The organism is Arthrobacter sp. NicSoilC5, from assembly GCF_019977395.1.
Classification (GTDB): Bacteria; Actinomycetota; Actinomycetes; order Actinomycetales; family Micrococcaceae; genus Arthrobacter.
Map to the genome: position 1 here is coordinate 3,517,920 of NZ_AP024660.1, position 17,509 is coordinate 3,535,428.

The window sequence follows — 17,509 nt, forward strand, 5'->3', positions numbered from 1 at the left end:
CGAAAGAAATCTTTGGGCACCCAACGAAACATTTGACCCCTGCCGACGGGGTGTGGCACGCGCGCGCAATGGCTTGCGTAAGCGCTTGCACTCTACTGGGCGGTAACCGGTTCCGGCTCCCGAAACAGGGTTTGAAGTGCTCCCTCCACCCCGTCTACGGTTGAGCGCGGCCGGAGGACAGCATGCTTTCCATCGGCCGGACAGGCCCTACCCAGGCCTGAACCCCCACAACACAACGGCGTCCCGGATGACGCCAGAGGTGTTGCCGGGGCCGCGGTTGGTTTCGGGGTTATGGGCACACGCCCGCCTTCCACGAAAAGTTACAACTCCGCGAGAAGAGCAAGACATGCACAAGCACCCCCAACACCGGCTGCTGCGGTGGCGCACCGGCGCCGCAGCGCTGGCGGCAACCCTGGCCGCCTCGGCCTTCCTGGCCGTCCCCGCGGCACAGGCCAACGAGCCTTCCGACCCGCCTGCCGTCCAGCAGATGCCGGCCCCCGCCCCAGGCTTCCCCCTGCCCACGCAGCACACGCAGCAGGCCTTCGACCCGGCGTCGGACTTCACCTCCAAGTGGACCCGCGCAGACGCCCGGCAGATCATGGCACAGAGCGACTCCACCGTCGCCCCGGGCGCGAACTCCATGAGCCCGGACGTCACCATGCCGGAAATCCCGCAGGACTTCCCCGCCATGAACGACGACGTCTGGGTCTGGGACACCTGGTCCCTGACGGACGAAAACGCCAACCAGATCAGCTACAAGGGCTGGGACGTCATCTTCTCCCTGGTCGCTGACCGGCACGCCGGTTACGGCTTCGACCAGCGCCACTGGAACGCCCGGATTGGCTACTTCTTCCGGAAGACCAACGCGGACCCGGCCAAGGACAAGTGGAACTACGGCGGACACCTGTTCCTGGACAACACCTCCATCGGCAACACCGAATGGTCCGGTTCCACGCGCCTGATGCAGGGCAACCACGTGAACGTCTTCTACACGGCCACCACGTTCTACGATGTGGCCGAGCGGAACGCCGGCGGCGGCGGAATCGCCCCGGACGCTGTGATCGCCAAGGCGCTGGGAAACATCCACGCCGACCAGACCGGCGTCACGTTCGACGGGTTCCAGCACACCAAGCTGCTGGAACCGGACGGAAAAATGTACCAGACCAAGGCGCAGAACGCCGGGTTCGCATTCCGGGACCCCTACACGTTCGTGGACCCGGCCCACCCCGGGAAGACGTACATGGTCTTCGAAGGCAACACCGCAGCAAAGCGCGGCGACTACCAGTGCAAGGCCGAGGACCTGGGCTACCGCCCCGGTGAGCCCCATGCGGAAAGCGTAACGGACGTCCAGAACAGCGGCGCCTACTTCCAGACAGCGAACGTGGGGCTGGCAGTGGCGGACAACAAGGACCTGACCAAGTGGTCCTTCCTTCCGCCCATCCTTTCCGGCAACTGCGTGAACGACCAGACGGAGCGTCCGCAGATCTTCATCCAGAATGAAAACGGCAAGAACAAGTACTACCTGTTCACCATCAGCCACCAGTTCACCTACGCGGCAGGCATGCGCGGTCCCGACGGCGTGTACGGCTTCGTGGGCGACGGCATCCGCTCGGACTACCAGCCGATGAACAACAGCGGCCTGGCCCTGGGTTCGCCCACGGACCTGAACCTTCCGTCCGAGTCCCCTGAGGCACCCACCCCGAACCAGAACGGCCGGCAGTTCCAGGCATATTCGCACTACGTGCAGCCCGGCGGCCTGGTGCAGTCCTTCATCGACAACGTCAACGGCGTCCGCGGCGGCTCCCTGTCACCGACCGTGAAGATCAACTTCCGCAACGGTGTGTCCCAGGTGGACAGGAACTTTGGCCGGAACGGCCTGGGCCCGTTCGGCTACCTGCCCACCAATGTAAGGGTTGGCGGCGAAGGCCTCTACAAGTAGGTCCTCACGCACCAGCGGCTGGTCGCCGCACGTGATCCAGGCGGGGAGCCCCCAGGGGCTTCCCGCCTGGTTCCTTTTAACCGGCGCGGAATTACCCCGGCGCGGAACGCCATATGCGATGCGGCCCGCCCGCGGGGTTTTCCAGCCCATGTGCCGCAGCCTGGTTATAGGGTGGAACCAACAGAAGGGGGAGTGCCTGATGGAATACCAGAACCCGCAACCCGTGGTGCCAAGCCGTCCTGCCGCCAGTCCGGCTCCCGGTCCGGGACGGACCGTAATTTCCGAGACCGCCGTGGCAAAAGTGGCGGGGATCGCCGCGCGCTCGGTCCCCGGCGTCTACTCCCTCGGTTCGGGTCCGTCCCGTGCCCTGGGCGCCATCCGTGATGCGGTCGGAAGTTCCGATCATGCCGCCGGCGTCCACGCGGAAGTGGGCGAAACGCAGGTAGCCGTGGATATCACCCTGGTGGCCAGCTACGGAACGCCCCTGCACGCCCTGGCCAATGATGTCCGGGCCGCCGTTTACCGGGCAGTTGAAGAACTCGTGGGGCTGCAGGTTATCGAGGTGAACGTCGAAATCACGGACGTCTACGTGCCGCCGCCCGTCAAGACCACCGCGCCGGTTGCTCCCGAACGGGAGGCGCTGCTGTGAACCTCACCGTTGCAGGCACGGCCATGGGCGCGTTCGTGGCATTCATGTCCCTGCAGTTCGGGCTGTGGGGCTTTCTCGTTTCCCTACTTTTCATGGCCATCGGGGCGCTCCTGGGCCGTGCCGCCGAAGGCAAGCTGGACCTGCGCGGCATATTCGATGCCATCACCGGCCGGCGCTCCTCCTCATGAGCTCGCCCGCGCCCGTTGTGCGTGGGCAGGCGCTCAGCGGCCATAACCGGATCAGCACCCAGGCGTTGACCAGCCTTGCCAAGGCGGCTGCGGCGCAGGCGCTGGGAGTCGACGCCCAGGACGTGCGCGCGGACTGGACGGACGACGACGGCCTGCTGGCCTTGTCCCTCGTCACTCCCATCAGCATCCCGCCTTTGCAGTCCGTGGTGCTGGACGCTGCCAGGGTCGGGATCGCCGGCGGATCCATCTGGGACCGCACGGTGAAGGCCAAGGAAAGCATCCTGGCGAGGGTCTCGGAACTGAGCGGCTCGCAGTTGAGCCGGGTGGACATCCGCGTCAGCGGGGCAAAGATCAGTACAGGAGGGCGGGTACGGTGAGCAGCAGCGTGGAAAGCCGCCGGGCCAACAGCGGATCCCGGAGAAGCAACGGCCCGGACATGCGCAGGGTGGTCTACCGCGAAACCCATTCCTCCAGGGCCGTGGTGTCGGTCGTGGCCGCCGTCCTGGTCCTGGTGCTGGCCGGCTACGGCGTCCTCGAGTCCGGCGTTCACGCCGTGGGGCAGCCCGCCTGGTTGATCGAGCCGCAGGTGGCTGCCCAGCGCATCGTCGACCTGCCCGCCGGAATCCCCCCGCTGCTGCTGGCGGCCATCGGCGGTGTGCTGGCCATGCTGGGCCTGGTTTTCCTGCTCAACGGAATCCTTCCCGGGAAACGTGCCCGCCATCTCCTGGCCGGCGCCCCGGGCGAGGGACTCCCGGCCGTGGTGGTGGATGACGAGGTCGTCGCCTCCTCGATCGCCCGGCGCGCGCGGCTGGCCGCCAACGTCACCCCCGACCAGGTCATGGTGGTTGTCTCCCAGCGCCAGGTGCTGGTGAACGTCCGGCCAACCTCCGGTGTACCCGTGGACGCGGACCGTGTCCTTGGCGCGGTGCGGGATGAGCTGGACCAGATGCTGCTGGAGCCGGCCCCTGTTCCGCGCGTCAATGTGACCCCGACCGGGGTGATCGGAGCATGAACAGCACCCCGGCACTGCTCAACCGCATCCTGCTCACCGTGCTGGGCCTGATCCTGCTGGGCACCGGACTCCTCCTGGTGCTGCTGGCAACTGTGCCCCCGGTGGGCTCCTGGTGGCATTCCTGGTCCGGCGGAGCCTGGGAGGGTGTCAGCCGGCTGTTCGACTCCACCCGGTTCCCGGGCCGGCCGGAGAGCTGGCTGTGGATCGTCGTGGCGCTGGCGCTCCTGGCACTGATGGGGCTCATGGTTGCCTGGATCGCCCAGCAAGGCAAGGGCCGGTCAAACCTGCTGGCCGCGGAATACGATCCCGGAGAGATCCCCGGGGACGTCCGGATCGGCGGCGGGGTGGCCGAGCAGGCCCTCCGGCAGGCCCTTGAAGGACGGCCGGACCTGGCAGGCGCCACCGTCACCACCTACGACGTGAAAGGTTCCCCGGCGTTGAAGGTCCGGCTCCTGCCACGCCAAGGGGTGGCCCCGCACCTGCTCGCAGCCGAGGTCTCCGGGCTCCTGGACGCCCTGGAGTCCGTTGTGGGCAAGGAGATTCCTGTCCTCATCCACATCGGGGCCGGGGCGCGGACACGCTTCAGCCGGGCAGAGCGCGTCCGCTGAACTGCCTCTGCACGGGCAGCCCGGGCACCCTGCTGCTACCGGCCGCCCAGAAGGTACACGGTGCTGTCCACGGGAACCTCCCGCATCGCGGCCCATTCATCGGCCGGTTCGGGACCGCTGGAGAGCGCCACGGTGTAGCCCTCCGGCACAGGGGCGGAGGCGAAGCCCATGTTGGACAGGACCACCACATCCCCGTTCCGGAACGCCAGCAGTCCAGTGTCCGGCGCGTGTTCATCAGTCCATTCCACGCTGCCGCTGCCCATTTGCTGTGCTGACCTGAAGGCCAGCGCTGCCCGGTAGAGCTCAAGGGTTGAGCCCTCCTCGCCATCCTGCTGGTCCGAGGCCAAGGGGCCAAAGCTTTCCGGCTGGGGAAGCCAGGGCCCGGACGCGTTGGCGGAGAGTGCCCCGGAGAATCCGAACCCGGGCTGGTCCTGGACCCACGGCAGCGGGACACGGCAGCCGTCACGCCCGATTTCAGCTCCACCCGTCCGGAAGAATGTGGGGTCCTGCCGGGCGGAGTCGGGAAGCGCAGTGTGCTCGGGAAGTCCCAGTTCCTCACCCTGGTAGAGGTAGGCGGACCCAGGCAGCGCCAGCTCAACCAGCGTGGCGGCACGGGCGCGCGCAAGGCCCAGCGCCGCGTCCGGCTGTTCGTCGGCGGGGCCGATGCCTTTCGGGAACGTCGTGGGATCCTTGAGGCCAAACCGGGTGGTGTGCCGTACGGTGTCGTGGTTGCTGAGGACCCACGTACACGGGGCCCCCACTGATGCTGCCGCTGCCAGGGATGCGTCGATGGCGTCCGCCATGCGCTCGGCATCCCACCCTGCCAGCAGGAAATCGAAGTTGAAGGCCTGCTGCATTTCGTCGGGCCGGACATAGCGGGCAAGGCGCTCGGCCGGTTCCACCCAGGCCTCGGCCACCATCATGCGGTCCCCGCCATATTCGGCAAGGACGCGGTTCCAGTCCCGGTAAATGGCGTGGACCCCGTCCTGGTCGAAAAAGGGCGACGGCGGATACATGGGAGATACTGCCCTGTGGGGTTCCTCGGCATCGGTGTGGGCGTGCGGCGCATCACCGGGCAGGTGGCTTTCCCGGTGGGGTCCGGAGGTTCCCTCCACCATGGCTGCAACGCCCTCCCAGTCCGGAAGCCCTGCCTCCTTCACCAATCCGTGGGCGACGTCCACCCGGAAGCCGTCGGCGCCGCGGTCCAGCCAGAAGCGCAGCACTGAACGCATCTCCTCCTGGACTTCCGGGTTGTCCCAGTTCAGGTCCGGTTGCCGGGTGTCAAAGAGGTGCAGGTACCACTGGCCCGGTGACCCGTCGGCTTCATTCACGCGGCTCCAGGCCGGCCCGCCAAAGATGGATTTCCAGTTGTTGGGAGCCCGGTTGCCGTCGCCGGATCCCGGCACCTCGTCCTTGCCGTCCCTGAAGATATACCGGTCCCGTGCCGGGCTCCCGGGGGCGGACGCCAGCGCCTCCTGGAACCATGCATGTTCATCCGAGGTGTGGTTGGGAACGAGGTCCACAATAACCTTCAGGCCGAGGCGGTGAGCTTCCTGCAACATGGTGTCGAAGTCGGCCAGCGAGCCGAAGAGGGGGTCCACCTGGCGGTAGTCCGCCACGTCGTAACCGCCGTCTGCCTGCGGCGACTTGTAGAAGGGTGAGAGCCAGACGGCGTCCACCCCGAGGGCGCGAAGGTAGGGAAGCCTGCCGGTGACGCCGCCCAGGTCGCCCATGCCATCGCCGTTGCCATCGGCGAACGAGCGGGGGTAGATCTGGTAGACCACGGCGTCGGCCCACCAGGCAGAGGAGGCTGGACGCGGCGCGGGAACGGACGGATCGGGCATTTGGTTCCCCTCTGATAACTTTTTGATGTAAACGCTTGCATTGCAGACAGCAACCTTACTAGTGTGATGGTCACCACATCAACCTCACCTAGCAAGCGCACTGTCGACTTACTTGTCACTCAGCGAGGAGCTTCAAGCTAATGAAAACCCCGAGATTCCTGCTTCCGGCTGCCACTGCCGGCATTCTGGCCCTTACGTTGTCCGCCTGCGGTGGCGGGGGTGGAGGGGGCACCACGGGTGGTGGGGGCAGCGACGCTGACGCCAACCTCGACGGCCGCGGCCCCATCACGTATGTCCAGGGCAAGGACAACAGCAACGTTGTCCGCCCCCTGGTCGATAAGTGGAATGCGGCCCACCCGAACGAAAAGGTCACCTTCAAGGAACAGACCGACCAGGCGGACCAGCAGCACGACGACCTGGTCCAGCACTTCCAGGCCAAGCAGTCCGATTACGACGTCGTGGATGTGGACGTTGTCTGGACCGCGGAGTTCGCAGCGAAGGGCTGGCTGCAGCCGCTGAAGGACAAGATGGCGATCGACACCAGCGCCATGCTCAAGCCCACCGTGGACAGCGCCACGTACAAGGGCACCCTGTACGCGGCTCCCCAGACCTCCGACGGCGGCATCCTGTACTACCGCAAGGACCTGGTCCCCACCCCGCCCAAGACCTGGGACGAGATGATGAGCATGTGCTCCATCGCCAAGGAGAACAACATCGGCTGCTACGCAGGCCAGTTCAGCAAATATGAGGGCCTCACGGTAAATGCTTCCGAGGCCATCAACTCCGCGGGCGGATCCGTCCTTAACAAGGATGGAAAGCCGGACCTGAACACCGCCGAGGCCAAGGCCGGCCTGGGCAACCTGGCGAAGGCCTACGCTGACGGCAACATCCCCAAGGAAGCCATCACGTACAAGGAAGAGGACAGCAGGCAGGCCTTCCAGAGCGGCAAGCTCCTGTTCCTCCGCAACTGGCCGTACGCGTTCAACCTGATCACCACTGAAGGCTCATCCACTGTGAAGGACAAGACCGGCCTGGCAGCCCTGCCGGGCAAGAGCGGCCCGGGTGCCTCCTCGCTGGGTGGCCACAACCTCGCCACCAGCGTCTACTCCAAGAACAAGGCCACCGCGCTCGACTTCATGAAGTTCATGACCTCGGCCGAAACCGAGAAGTTCTACGCCACTCAGGGCTCGCTGGCACCCGTGCTTGGTTCGCTGTATGAGGACCAGGAACTCGTTGCCAAGCTGCCCTACCTGCCGGTCCTGAAGACGTCCATCGAAAACGCCGTACCGCGTCCCGTTACGCCGTTCTACCCGGCTGTCACCAAGGCAATCCAAGAGAACGCCTACTCCGCAATCAAGGGAGAAAAGTCCGTGGAAACCGCACTCTCTGACATGCAGAAGTCCATCGAATCCGCCGGTGCGGGATCGTAGTTCTGCCATGGCAACCGAACTAGGCCCGACGCCGGTCAAGTCACCGGCGTCGGGCGGTACCCCCGTCCATCACGCGCCCAAGGGCGTGGGGGAGGACAACAGGATTGCAAGCCAGGGGCGCTGGGCCTCCTGGCTCCTCGCCCCCACCATCATCGCCCTGGCCGTGGTGATCGTTTACCCGATCATCAGCGCCATCGTCATGTCCTTCCAGAAGGATGCCGGCCTGGATCCGGCCACGGGCCTCTTCACCGCGGGCGGCCCGGCGGGAATTCAGAACTACGTCAACTGGCTGGCGCAGCAGTGTTCGGCGCCGGGCGGCGGAACCGTCGCCTGCCCGCCGGGCACCCTGGGCGGCCAGTTCTGGTCCGCCACGGCCACCACGTTCTTCTTCACGGTGGTAACGGTGGCACTGGAAACCGTCCTCGGTTTCTGGATGGCCATGATCATGGCCCGCACGTTCCGCGGACGCAGCCTGGTCCGCGCCGCCGTGCTGGTGCCCTGGGCCATCCCTACCGCTGTGACGGCCAAGCTCTGGTTCTTTATCTTCGCCTTCGAAGGCATCGCCAACAAGCTGTTCAACACCACTATCCTGTGGACGGGCAGCGAGTGGCCGGCCAAGTGGGCCGTGATCATCGCCGACGTATGGAAGACCACGCCGTTCATGGCGCTGCTGATCCTGGCAGGCTTGCAGATGATCCCGGCAGAAGTCTACGAGGCAGCCAAGGTGGACGGAACCACTGCCTGGCAGCGGTTCCGGCTGATCACGCTTCCGCTGGTCAAGCCGGCCCTCATGGTGGCGATCCTGTTCCGTACGCTGGATGCGCTGCGCATGTTCGACCTGCCGTACATCCTCACCGGCGGTGCCAATAACACCACCACCTTGTCCATCCTGGTGATCAACCAAATCAGGCAAGGCTTCAATGCGGCGGCTGCGCTGTCCACCATCACCTTCATCATCATCTTCCTCGTCGCCTTCATCTTTGTCCGCTTCCTCGGGGCAAACGTGGTTGAGCAGAGTGGCGCCACAGGAAAGGGGAAGAAATGACCACGGCAACAGCAGACGCCTCGGCACTCCGGGCCCGCCAGGACAAGGGCCGCAAGGCTGCGCAGAACCGGGAAAAGTGGGCGCAGGGGCGGACCTACCTGAGCGCCGCCATCATCCTGCTCTGGTGCCTGGCACCGGCGTACTGGATGGTGGTCACCGCGTTCCGCGAGGTGGGCTTCACGTACGACACCTCGATCCTTCCCACGCACGTCACGCTGGACAACTTCACGACAGCCTTTGACACGTCCTTCGGCAACAGGTTCGGCCAGGCTCTGCTGAACAGTGTGTTCATCGGCGGGGTGGTCACGGCCGTCTCGCTGCTGATCGGTGTGTTCGCGGCCTACGCCTTGGCCCGTTTGAACTTCAAGGGCAAGTTCCTGGTGCTCGGCTTCATCCTGGGAGCCTCCATGTTCCCCGGCGTTGCCCTGATCACACCGCTCTTCCAGCTGTTCACCAACATCGGCTGGATGGGGACGTACCAGGCGCTGATCATCCCGAACATCTCCTTCGTGCTCCCGCTGACCGTCTACACCATGACCTCGTTCTTCCGGGAAATGCCCTGGGAGCTTGAGGAATCGGCCCGCGTGGACGGCTGCACCCAGGGACAGGCCTTCCGCAAGGTCATCATGCCCCTGGCTGCACCGGCAATCTTCACCACCGCAATCCTGGCGTTCATTTCCTCGTGGAATGAGTTCCTGATTGCCAGCCAGCTGTCCAGCGACGCAACCCAGCCGGTAACGGTGGCCATCGCCAACTTCGCCGGTGCACAGCCCAACCAGATCCCGTACACGGCCATCATGGCCGCAGGCACCATTGTCACCATTCCGCTGGTGATCCTGGTGCTGGTCTTCCAGCGCAAGATTGTCGCCGGCCTCACGGCAGGTGCAGTCAAGTGACGGACAACGGTTCCCGCCCCCGCATCCCGGGGGCGGGAAACCGCAGCCGGTTGGTCCGCTCGGGTGAGGACTTCGACATCATCATTGGCTTCCTCGCATTCTGGGCACTGGTCCTCCTGGTGGTCACCGTGTGGATGGAAGTAACTGCCCAGCCTGCCCTTGGATGGGCGCTGGGACTGCTGGCAACTTTGCTGGCCCTGTATGGCATGGTGCGGCTGCGCCGGAAACTCCCCGCCCGCAGGTAGGAATGTCGGCGCCGGGCCGCCGCCGTGATGGTTGGTGCCTACGCAGCCAGCGGACCAGTTAACACTGCCTGCCCGCGGAGTGGAAAAATACAGGGCCGGGGTAAACGCAGGGCCGGCCGGCCCTACGCCGCAAAGGAGTTAAAGAGGGGACACGGTGGCACGGACAACGGAAAGGTCCCAGCGGGGCGGCCATAACGGCGTCAGCATCGAGGACGTGGCGGCTGCCGCCGGAGTCTCAACAGCCACAGTCTCCCGGGCCGTCCGCGGATTGCCGCGGGTTTCGCCGGCCACCCGGAAGAAGATCCTCGAAGTCGCAGGGGACCTGGGCTACGTGGCGTCTTCGTCGGCCTCCGGCCTGGCCACCGGACGGACCAAGACCATCGGCGTCCTGGCCCCGTTCGTCAGCCGCTGGTTCTTCTCCAAAGCCATCGAGGGCGCCGACCGGGAACTGCACGCCCGCCACTATAATCTCTCGCTGTTCAACCTTGGCGGCCATGGAAGCAACCGTGAACGGCTTTTCAGCAAGACCATGGTCTACAAGCAGATCGATGCCCTGCTGGTCCTGTGTATGGCGCTCAGCCACGAGGAGATTGAGCACCTGCAGAAGATCGATATACCCCTGATTGTGGTGGGAGGGCACGTTGAGGAATGCCCGTACATCGGCATCGACGACTACGCCGCCGCCTCAACCGCGGTCCGGCACCTGATCGACCTCGGCCACCGGGACATCGCCCTGCTGCATGGCGACGACGAGACCGACCTGAACTTCGACGTCCCCCGGGTGCGCATCCTGGCCTTCAAGGACGTCATGGCGGCGGCCGGGCTGCCGACGCGGCCGGAATGGGATGAGTGGGGGGACTTCACCGTCCGCAGCGGCCAGGAAGCCTTGCGCCGGCTGTGGTCCCGGCCGGGGCAGAAGCCCACCGCCATCTTTTGTGCCTCGGACGAAATGGCCATGGGGGTCATTTTTGAGGCCAACCGCTTGGGCGTCAGCGTTCCCGGCGAACTGTCCGTGGTGGGCATCGACAACCACGACTTTGCCGATGCCATAGGCCTGACCACCGTGGGGCAACGCCCGGACGAGCAGGCCGAACTGGCCACCAAGATGCTGCTGGACGAACTGGATGGCGAGGCAGGGGCGGTGCGTTCCGCCGTCGCCCCCCACGAACTGATCATCCGGCGCACCACTGCGCCGCCCCAAAACCTGTAACAGCCAGGAACCGGGGACCGTTACGACGCGCGGGCCAGCTGCCGGATGGGGATCCAGCGTGAGGCCAGCCGCCGGTAGGCCGCGGCGGCGCCGGTCATGTCACCCTCGGCCAGGCATTCGATGCCCAGCCTGATGTCCATGGGGGACTCGTCCGGGTACACCTTGTCCGCCACGGCGCCGTAGTCCAGCTCCACCATGGAGTTCACGTGGAACAGTTCAAGCCATTCCGTCAGCTGCGCCAGGTCATCGAGCATGTCCAGGTCCGGGGCGGCGAGGGCCAGATTGGCCACCGCGTAGCGGGCCCGCTCCAGGGCGTCGGTGATGGGCGTCCAGACGCGGACGGTGAGGATGCGCCCGGCGGCTTCCACCACATCCTTGCGGTCGGACTCCATGAACAACGAGAACCAGCTGAACGGGATGCCCCAGGTTGAGGCCCGGGTATGGACGCGGACGGAACCGTCACGGGCCTTCACCAGGTCGATCCGCTCCTGGTGCCGGTCCCGCTGCTCCTCCGGAATCAGCAGCTCGGCCAGTGGACCGTGGATTCCCTCCATCAGGGCGTTCGCGGCCAGCCCGGCGCGCAGGACAAGCTGGCTGGGGCAATACAGGAGGACCGGCTCAGTGCCGGCGTCAGCACCGTCGTCGGTCGTTCCGCCTTCCGGCTCCGGCGCCGTGGTGACTCGCACCAGGTCGGTGCGGCCCGTGGGGAACGGATCGCCGCCCGTGCGGGTGATACGTCCCAGCGACGCCAGCAGTTCCGCGTTTTCGACGGCGGCGCGGGACACGGCCTGAGCGCCCGCGGCCTTGATGGCCGGGCGTTGTTCCTCCGGGAAGGCTTCCAGGGGCTCGTAGACGCGCAGGGTGGAGGAAAATGGCAGGCCGGCCTGGCCCCGGTAGAGGTTTCCCGTCATCACGGTCTCCTTGGAAGGGTCCAGGGTGCAGTCATCAGTCCGCCAGTTCCACCAGCACGGGTGCGTGGTCAGAAGCGCCCTTGCCCTTGCGTTCCTCGCGGTCGATCGAGGCGCCGGTGACGCGGGCCGCCAGCGCGGGGGAGGCCAGGACGAAGTCGATCCGCATGCCCTCCTTCTTGGGGAACCGCAGCTGGGTGTAGTCCCAGTAGGTGTAGACGCCCGGGCCCGGGGTGTAGGGGCGCACCACATCGGTGAAGCCCGCCGATTCGAACGCGTGGAACGCCGCACGCTCGGGCGGGCTGACGTGCGTGGACCGGTTGGCGATGAACAGGTCGATGTCCCAGACGTCGTCGTCGAATGGAGCGATGTTCCAGTCGCCCATCAGCGCCACCTGCGCCTGGGGGTTGTCGGTCACCAGTCCCTGGGCGTGGGTCTTAAGGCTTTCCAGCCACTTGAGCTTGTACGGCATGTGTTCGTCGTCCAGGGAGCGGCCGTTGGGGACGTAGAGGCTCCAGACGCGGATGCCGCCGCACGTGGCAGCCATGGCCCGGGCTTCCTGGACGGGATCCTTGCCGGCCTTGCCGAACGAGGGCTGGTCCAGGAACGTCCGTTCCACGTCCTCAAGCCCCACGCGGGAGGCGATGGCCACGCCGTTCCACTGGTTCACCCCGAAGTGGGCTACCTCGTAGCCCATCCGTTCAAAGAGTTCCCACGGAAAGTTGTCGTCCTTGCACTTGGTCTCCTGGATGGCCAGGACATCGCAGTCGCTGCGCTGGAGCCAGGCTTCGACGCGGTCGGCGCGGGCACGGAGCGAGTTCACATTCCAGGTAGCTATCTTCACGGTTCCTAACTTACCTTGGCAGCCGCGCGGCAGGTAAAGCCCTCGAAAGGCCCCGCCCGCGCCGCGGGCACGGTTGGTCCCGGGCAGCAGGCGGCGGGTATATTCGCACCAGAATGACCTGGATCACACGTGCGGCCACCATGCGAAGGAGCACCAGCCGATGACGGCAGCTACGGGCAACACCACGGACAGCACGGCAGGAAACGGAACCGCGGAAGTGCTTTTTGACCGCCGCGGCCGGCTCGGCGTGATCACCCTCAACAGGCCACGGGCGGTCAACGCGCTCACCGCCGGAATGGTGGACCTGCTCCTGCGGCAGCTCACCGCATGGGCAGGGGACGACGGCGTGGCGGCCGTCCTGGTGCAGGGCGCCGGGGAGCGGGGCCTGTGCGCGGGCGGAGACATCGTGGCCATCTACCGGGACATGCTGCACGGCGGAAACCGGACCGCCGGCTTCTGGCAGACCGAGTACCGCGTGAACTCGCTCATTGCCCGGTATCCCAAGCCGTATGTTGCCCTCATGGACGGCCTGGTTCTTGGCGGCGGGGTGGGTGTCTCGGCGCACGGGAATGTCCGCGTGGTCACGGAGCGGACCAGGATGGGGATGCCGGAAACCACCATCGGGTTCGCCCCCGACGTCGGCGGCACCTTCCTGCTGTCCCGCGCGCCGGGCCAGACGGGAACCCATGCGGCCCTGACCGGGGCACACCTGGACGCAGGGGATGCCCTGTTCCTGGGCCTTGCCGACCATTACGTCCCCTCGCACGCGCTGCCCCGGCTGGTGGCGGCGCTGGAGGACGAAAGCCCGGAAGCCGCCGTCGCCCGCTGCGCCGAACAGCCTCCGGCCTCGGCCCTGTCCGGGCATCGGGACTGGATCGATGCCTGCTACGCCAGCGACGATGCCGGGGAAATTGTGGCCCGGCTCCGCGCCTGGACCGGGCCCGGCCAGGAAGATGCCACGGACGCGGCGGACACCATCGAAGCCAAGTCACCCACCTCGGTCAAGGTCACCCTGGCGTCCCTGCGCCGGGCCGCAAACCTGACCCTTGATGAGGCCCTGGCCCAGGAATACCGGGTAGGAATCCGCCTCCTGGCCGGCCCTGATTTCCGCGAGGGTATCCGCGCCCAGGTGGTGGACAAGGACAGGAACCCGCAGTGGAAGCCGGCCACGCTGGCCGAGGTGCTGCCCGCGCAGATGGACAGGTTCTTCCAGCCGCTGGACGGCGGGGAACTGGACCTGCAGCCCGGGCCGGACCTGGAAGTGAAGGAGGCGGACCATGCCTGAAAAGGGCAGTGTGGCCTTTTTGGGCCTTGGACACATGGGCGGTCCCATGGCCGTGAACCTGGTCCGTGCCGGTTACCGCGTGACCGGGTTCGACGTGGTGCCGGCAGCCGTGGAGGCTGCCCGGGCACAGGGTGTTCCGGTGGCGACCAGCGCGGTCGATGCGACGGCGGGCGCCGACGTGGTGCTGACCATGTTCCCCAGCGGCCGGCACGTCCTGGACGCCTACCGGGGCGGCGCTGGAAATCCTGGACAACCGGAGGAACCCGGGCTGCTGGCTGCCGCGCGGCCCGGGACCATGTTCCTGGACTGCTCAACCATCAATGTGGAAGAGGCGCGGGAAGCAGCCCGCCTGGCCATCGAAGCGGGCCACCGTTCCGTCGATGCCCCCGTTTCCGGCGGCGTGGTGGGCGCGGAGGCAGGCACCTTGACCTTCATGGCCGGCGGTGAGGCGGAGGACTTCGAGGCAGTGCGGCCGCTCCTGGAGGTGATGGGCAAGCGGGCGGTGCACTGTGGTGCCCATGGAGCGGGCCAGGCCGCCAAAATCTGCAACAACATGATCCTGGGCGTCTCGATGATCGCAGTCAGCGAGGCTTTCGTGCTGGGGGAAAAGCTGGGCCTGACGCACCAGGCCCTGTTCGACGTCGCGTCCGCCGCGTCAGGGCAGTGCTGGGCGCTGACCACCAACTGTCCCGTGCCAGGGCCGGTCCCCACCAGCCCCGCCAACAGGGACTACCAGCCGGGATTCGCTTCGGCCCTCATGGCCAAGGACCTCAACCTGGCCGTCAACGCGCTCGACAGTACCGGGGTGGCAGGTCAGATGGGAGCGCTCGCGGCCCGGATCTACGATAGGTTTGCCGCGGAGGGCGGCGCGGGCCGCGACTTTTCCGCCATCATCACCGAAATCCGCGGCGCATCGGAGCGGCAGGCCGGCGACGGTCCCGCAGCGGAGCACGGCACGGAGTTGCCGGACCGGCGCAGGGCCACAACAGCACACGACGACGGGAGTCCCGAATGACGGAGTACGCCAACATCCTGGTGGAGCAGCAGGGCAGGGTAGGGCTGGTGACCCTCAACAGGCCCTCGGCACTGAACGCGCTGAACAAGGCCACCATGGAAGAGCTGGTGGCCGCCGTGACCGCCATGAATTCCGATCCCGGGGTCGGCGCCGTCGTGATTACCGGTTCGGGCAAGGCCTTCGCCGCGGGCGCCGACATCAAGGAGATGGCGGACCAGGGCTACATGGACATGTACGTGGCGGACTGGTTCCGGGGCTGGGAAGACTTCACCCGCCTGCGGATCCCCACCATCGCCGCGGTATCCGGCTTTGCCCTGGGCGGCGGCTGCGAACTGGCCATGATGTGCGACCTGATCATCGCGGGGGACAACGCCAAGTTCGGGCAGCCGGAAATCAACCTGGGCGTGCTCCCCGGCATGGGCGGCTCGCAGCGCCTCACGCGGGCCGTGGGCAAGGCCAAGGCCATGGACATGATCCTCACCGGCCGGTTCATCGACGCGGAGGAAGCAGAGCGGTGCGGGCTGGTCTCCCGGGTGGTTCCGGCGGCAGACGTGGTGTCCGAGGCACTCACGGCAGCCGGGGTGATCGCCGGGAAGTCAAAGCCTGCGGCGATGGCAGCGAAGGAAGCCGTGAATGCTGCCTTCGAAACGGGGCTGGCCCAGGGGGTGGTGTTTGAACGGCGGCTCTTCCACTCCCTGTTCGCCACGGAGGACCAGAAGGAAGGCATGGCGGCGTTCAGCGGGAAGCGGCAGCCGGAATTCAAGCACCGCTAGTCCGGGCCCATGCATGCCCTGCCGGGCGGGGCCGGCACGGCATGCGTCCGCCGGTCCCCGTAAGGTAGACAGTACGGGCCAGCACGCGGCCACGTCATGCAGCGGAACGGGGTAGGCGTATGTGGACGATGATCACCGGTGCAGCCAGCCCCACCGAGGGACTTACGGGCATCGTAGGCTTTGCGGCGAGGTCCATCGACACGCTGGGGGAGTGGGGTGTCGGGGCGTTTACCCTGGCGGAGACCGTGGTGCCGCCCATCCCCAGCGAGGTGATCCTGCCGCTTGCGGGCTATCTGGCCAAGCAGGGCTCCCTGAATCTCTTCCTCGTCTTTGCCACCAGTACCCTTGGTGCGTATCTGGGGGCGCTGCTGCTCTACCTGCTGGGGGCAAAGCTGGGGCTTGACCGGTCCATCCGAGGGTTGTCCAAGCTGCCGCTGGTGGACCGGGAAGACTTCGAGCACGCGGCGGGCTGGTTCCGGCGGCACGGCAGATCGTCCATTTTCTTCGGCCGCCTGCTGCCCGGGGTCCGCAGCCTGATCTCCCTGCCGGCGGGCGCGGCGGCCATGCCGCTGGGAACATTCACTCTTTTCACCCTTGCCGGCAGCGGGCTGTGGAACGGCGCCCTCATCGGGCTGGGCTACCTCCTGGGCACGCAGTACCAGCTCATAGAGGAGTACTCCAGGTTCCTGAACTACGCGGTCTATGGCGCATTGGCCGTTGCGGTGGTGCTGCTCGTCGTCCGGCGGACCAAGCGGGCCAGGGCCCAGCGGGAGGATGCCCGCCGCTGAGGCCGCCTCCCGGTGCCCTGGAGGCCGGGTGTCCTAGAGGTACGTCTCCGCGAAGCTGTGCAGGGCCTCCCGGACGAAGCGTGCCCCCTCGACACCGCCGTAATTCGCGGCGAAACGGGGGTCCTCCACGTACATGTCCGCCAGTCCGGTGACGTATCCCCGGATATCCCCGCCGCTCTGGGCCGCAGGCGTTCCGGGGATGGACTTCAGCCACGCCACGTGCCGCCCTGCCAGCTCCCGGGCTTCCGGCCCGTCCGCAGGAACCCCGGCTCCCGCAGCCGCCGTCCAGTCCCGGGCAAGGCCCTCTGCCCGGGACTTCCATTCCCGCTTTTCCGCTGCCCCCATGCCGCGCCACCATGAGTCGGATGCGGCGTAGGCGTCCTTGCCCCAGCGCTCCTGGACTTCATCCTTGTATTCGGTGTGGTCGAAGCCCTGGAACATGTTCTCTGCCATCAGCTGGCCTCCTGCCTTTACTGTTTCGATTGTTTGCCGGACGGATTCGGCCTGCAGGGCCAGCCGCTGCTGCTCCCGCGCGAGCCAGTCGAGATGGCGGCTGAGCGCCGCTACGGGATCCGCCCGGCGCTCAAGGAGCTCCGCGATCGCCGGCAGGCCCAGGCCCAGTTCCCGCAGCAAAAGGATGCGCTGGAGCTGAAGGAGGGCGGCGCCGTCGTAATACCGGTAACCGTTGTGGCCCACCCGGCTGGGCGTCAGCAGGCCGATGCGGTCATAGTGCCGGAGCGTGCGGCTGGTGGTGCCGGCGAGCCTGGCTACGTCCTGGATGGACCAGTCCTTGCCACCGGCCTCGGGGAAATCCTGCATGCACCGAGCCT

Annotated in this window: 19 protein-coding genes; 15 read left to right on the plus strand and 4 right to left on the minus strand. The window is 66.6% G+C overall.

All coding sequences use genetic code 11. The features are described 5' to 3' along the window. Positions 1 to 346: 346 nt before the first annotated feature. The 6 genes from LDO22_RS16515 to LDO22_RS16540 all read left to right on the plus strand — a co-directional run bounded on the left by LDO22_RS16515 (position 347) and on the right by LDO22_RS16540 (position 4,396). A complete protein-coding gene (locus LDO22_RS16515; protein ID WP_224024665.1) occupies positions 347 to 1,939 on the plus strand; it encodes a glycoside hydrolase family 68 protein in 1,593 nt (530 codons plus the stop codon). Positions 1,940 to 2,138: 199 nt separating this feature from the next. Further along, complete coding sequence (locus tag LDO22_RS16520) at positions 2,139 to 2,588, plus strand: Asp23/Gls24 family envelope stress response protein (protein ID WP_224024667.1); 450 nt, start codon at positions 2,139 to 2,141, stop codon at positions 2,586 to 2,588. Then, complete coding sequence (locus LDO22_RS16525; RefSeq protein ID WP_159633655.1) at positions 2,585 to 2,776, plus strand: hypothetical protein; 192 nt, start codon at positions 2,585 to 2,587, stop codon at positions 2,774 to 2,776. Before LDO22_RS16520 ends, LDO22_RS16525 begins: the two co-directional genes overlap by 4 nt. Further along, positions 2,773 to 3,153, plus strand: a complete 381-nt coding sequence (locus tag LDO22_RS16530) for a hypothetical protein (RefSeq protein WP_224024669.1) — start codon at positions 2,773 to 2,775, stop codon at positions 3,151 to 3,153. The genes LDO22_RS16525 and LDO22_RS16530 overlap by 4 nt, the downstream gene beginning before the upstream one ends. Continuing rightward, the gene (locus LDO22_RS16535; protein ID WP_159633649.1) at positions 3,150 to 3,788 is read left to right on the plus strand and encodes a hypothetical protein; all 639 of its coding nucleotides are present in this window, start codon (positions 3,150 to 3,152) and stop codon (positions 3,786 to 3,788) included. Before LDO22_RS16530 ends, LDO22_RS16535 begins: the two co-directional genes overlap by 4 nt. Continuing rightward, a complete protein-coding gene (locus LDO22_RS16540) occupies positions 3,785 to 4,396 on the plus strand; it encodes a hypothetical protein (RefSeq protein WP_224024671.1) in 612 nt (203 codons plus the stop codon). The genes LDO22_RS16535 and LDO22_RS16540 overlap by 4 nt, the downstream gene beginning before the upstream one ends. A gap of 35 nt (positions 4,397 to 4,431) precedes the next feature. Here LDO22_RS16540 and LDO22_RS16545 read toward each other — a convergent pair whose 3' ends face one another. Further along, a complete protein-coding gene (locus tag LDO22_RS16545; protein WP_224024673.1) occupies positions 4,432 to 6,240 on the minus strand; it encodes a glycoside hydrolase family 13 protein in 1,809 nt (602 codons plus the stop codon). A 140-nt stretch (positions 6,241 to 6,380) separates the two neighbouring features. Here LDO22_RS16545 and LDO22_RS16550 point away from each other — a divergent pair, with 140 nt between their 5' ends. From LDO22_RS16550 to LDO22_RS16570, 5 genes are all read left to right on the plus strand, one after another. Continuing rightward, on the plus strand, positions 6,381 to 7,670 hold the full coding sequence (locus LDO22_RS16550) for an ABC transporter substrate-binding protein (protein ID WP_224024675.1): 1,290 nt from the start codon (positions 6,381 to 6,383) through the stop codon (positions 7,668 to 7,670). 7 nt (positions 7,671 to 7,677) lie between these two features. Then, entirely contained in the window at positions 7,678 to 8,715 is a 1,038-nt protein-coding gene (locus tag LDO22_RS16555) for a sugar ABC transporter permease (protein ID WP_159633636.1), read from the plus strand. Beyond that, on the plus strand, positions 8,712 to 9,611 hold the full coding sequence (locus LDO22_RS16560) for a carbohydrate ABC transporter permease (RefSeq protein ID WP_159633633.1): 900 nt from the start codon (positions 8,712 to 8,714) through the stop codon (positions 9,609 to 9,611). Before LDO22_RS16555 ends, LDO22_RS16560 begins: the two co-directional genes overlap by 4 nt. Continuing rightward, positions 9,608 to 9,856: a hypothetical protein gene (locus LDO22_RS16565; RefSeq protein WP_159633630.1), complete on the plus strand. Its 249-nt coding sequence runs from the start codon at positions 9,608 to 9,610 to the stop codon at positions 9,854 to 9,856. The genes LDO22_RS16560 and LDO22_RS16565 overlap by 4 nt, the downstream gene beginning before the upstream one ends. A 154-nt stretch (positions 9,857 to 10,010) precedes the next feature. After that, positions 10,011 to 11,066: a LacI family DNA-binding transcriptional regulator gene (locus LDO22_RS16570; RefSeq protein WP_224024677.1), complete on the plus strand. Its 1,056-nt coding sequence runs from the start codon at positions 10,011 to 10,013 to the stop codon at positions 11,064 to 11,066. A 20-nt stretch (positions 11,067 to 11,086) separates the two neighbouring features. Here the strand turns inward: LDO22_RS16570 and LDO22_RS16575 are convergent, their stop codons facing one another. Both LDO22_RS16575 and LDO22_RS16580 read right to left on the minus strand, forming a co-directional pair. Beyond that, a complete protein-coding gene (locus tag LDO22_RS16575) occupies positions 11,087 to 11,977 on the minus strand; it encodes a hypothetical protein (protein WP_224024678.1) in 891 nt (296 codons plus the stop codon). A gap of 34 nt (positions 11,978 to 12,011) precedes the next feature. Continuing rightward, the gene (locus LDO22_RS16580; RefSeq protein WP_159633621.1) at positions 12,012 to 12,818 is read right to left on the minus strand and encodes an exodeoxyribonuclease III; all 807 of its coding nucleotides are present in this window, start codon (positions 12,816 to 12,818) and stop codon (positions 12,012 to 12,014) included. 160 nt (positions 12,819 to 12,978) lie between these two features. On the opposite strand from LDO22_RS16580, the gene LDO22_RS16585 reads away from it, so the two are divergent. The 4 genes from LDO22_RS16585 to LDO22_RS16600 all read left to right on the plus strand — a co-directional run bounded on the left by LDO22_RS16585 (position 12,979) and on the right by LDO22_RS16600 (position 16,679). After that, positions 12,979 to 14,103, plus strand: a complete 1,125-nt coding sequence (locus LDO22_RS16585; RefSeq protein WP_224024681.1) for an enoyl-CoA hydratase/isomerase family protein — start codon at positions 12,979 to 12,981, stop codon at positions 14,101 to 14,103. Continuing rightward, entirely contained in the window at positions 14,096 to 15,118 is a 1,023-nt protein-coding gene (gene mmsB, locus LDO22_RS16590) for a 3-hydroxyisobutyrate dehydrogenase (protein WP_224024683.1), read from the plus strand. Before LDO22_RS16585 ends, mmsB begins: the two co-directional genes overlap by 8 nt. After that, complete coding sequence (locus LDO22_RS16595) at positions 15,115 to 15,891, plus strand: enoyl-CoA hydratase (RefSeq protein WP_224024685.1); 777 nt, start codon at positions 15,115 to 15,117, stop codon at positions 15,889 to 15,891. Before mmsB ends, LDO22_RS16595 begins: the two co-directional genes overlap by 4 nt. A 119-nt stretch (positions 15,892 to 16,010) precedes the next feature. Further along, positions 16,011 to 16,679: a DedA family protein gene (locus LDO22_RS16600; protein ID WP_159633609.1), complete on the plus strand. Its 669-nt coding sequence runs from the start codon at positions 16,011 to 16,013 to the stop codon at positions 16,677 to 16,679. A gap of 33 nt (positions 16,680 to 16,712) precedes the next feature. On the opposite strand, the gene LDO22_RS16605 is transcribed toward LDO22_RS16600, so the two are convergent. After that, on the minus strand, positions 16,713 to 17,498 hold the full coding sequence (locus LDO22_RS16605; RefSeq protein ID WP_224024687.1) for a MerR family transcriptional regulator: 786 nt from the start codon (positions 17,496 to 17,498) through the stop codon (positions 16,713 to 16,715). Positions 17,499 to 17,509: the final 11 nt, after the last annotated feature.

Excerpts from the sequence above, each read along its gene's own strand:
- LDO22_RS16515 (WP_224024665.1), top strand. The coding sequence starts at position 347 with ATGCACAAGCACCCCCAACACCGGCTGCTGCGGTGGCGCACCGGCGCC.
- LDO22_RS16520 (WP_224024667.1), top strand. The coding sequence starts at position 2,139 with ATGGAATACCAGAACCCGCAACCCGTGGTGCCAAGCCGTCCTGCCGCC.
- LDO22_RS16530 (WP_224024669.1), top strand. The coding sequence starts at position 2,773 with ATGAGCTCGCCCGCGCCCGTTGTGCGTGGGCAGGCGCTCAGCGGCCAT.
- LDO22_RS16540 (WP_224024671.1), top strand. The coding sequence starts at position 3,785 with ATGAACAGCACCCCGGCACTGCTCAACCGCATCCTGCTCACCGTGCTG.
- LDO22_RS16545 (WP_224024673.1), bottom strand. The coding sequence starts at position 6,240 with ATGCCCGATCCGTCCGTTCCCGCGCCGCGTCCAGCCTCCTCTGCCTGG.
- LDO22_RS16550 (WP_224024675.1), top strand. The coding sequence starts at position 6,381 with ATGAAAACCCCGAGATTCCTGCTTCCGGCTGCCACTGCCGGCATTCTG.
- LDO22_RS16555 (WP_159633636.1), top strand. The coding sequence starts at position 7,678 with ATGGCAACCGAACTAGGCCCGACGCCGGTCAAGTCACCGGCGTCGGGC.
- LDO22_RS16560 (WP_159633633.1), top strand. The coding sequence starts at position 8,712 with ATGACCACGGCAACAGCAGACGCCTCGGCACTCCGGGCCCGCCAGGAC.
- LDO22_RS16575 (WP_224024678.1), bottom strand. The coding sequence starts at position 11,977 with ATGACGGGAAACCTCTACCGGGGCCAGGCCGGCCTGCCATTTTCCTCC.
- LDO22_RS16585 (WP_224024681.1), top strand. The coding sequence starts at position 12,979 with ATGACGGCAGCTACGGGCAACACCACGGACAGCACGGCAGGAAACGGA.
- mmsB (WP_224024683.1), top strand. The coding sequence starts at position 14,096 with ATGCCTGAAAAGGGCAGTGTGGCCTTTTTGGGCCTTGGACACATGGGC.
- LDO22_RS16595 (WP_224024685.1), top strand. The coding sequence starts at position 15,115 with ATGACGGAGTACGCCAACATCCTGGTGGAGCAGCAGGGCAGGGTAGGG.
- LDO22_RS16600 (WP_159633609.1), top strand. The coding sequence starts at position 16,011 with ATGTGGACGATGATCACCGGTGCAGCCAGCCCCACCGAGGGACTTACG.
- LDO22_RS16605 (WP_224024687.1), bottom strand. The coding sequence starts at position 17,498 with ATGCAGGATTTCCCCGAGGCCGGTGGCAAGGACTGGTCCATCCAGGAC.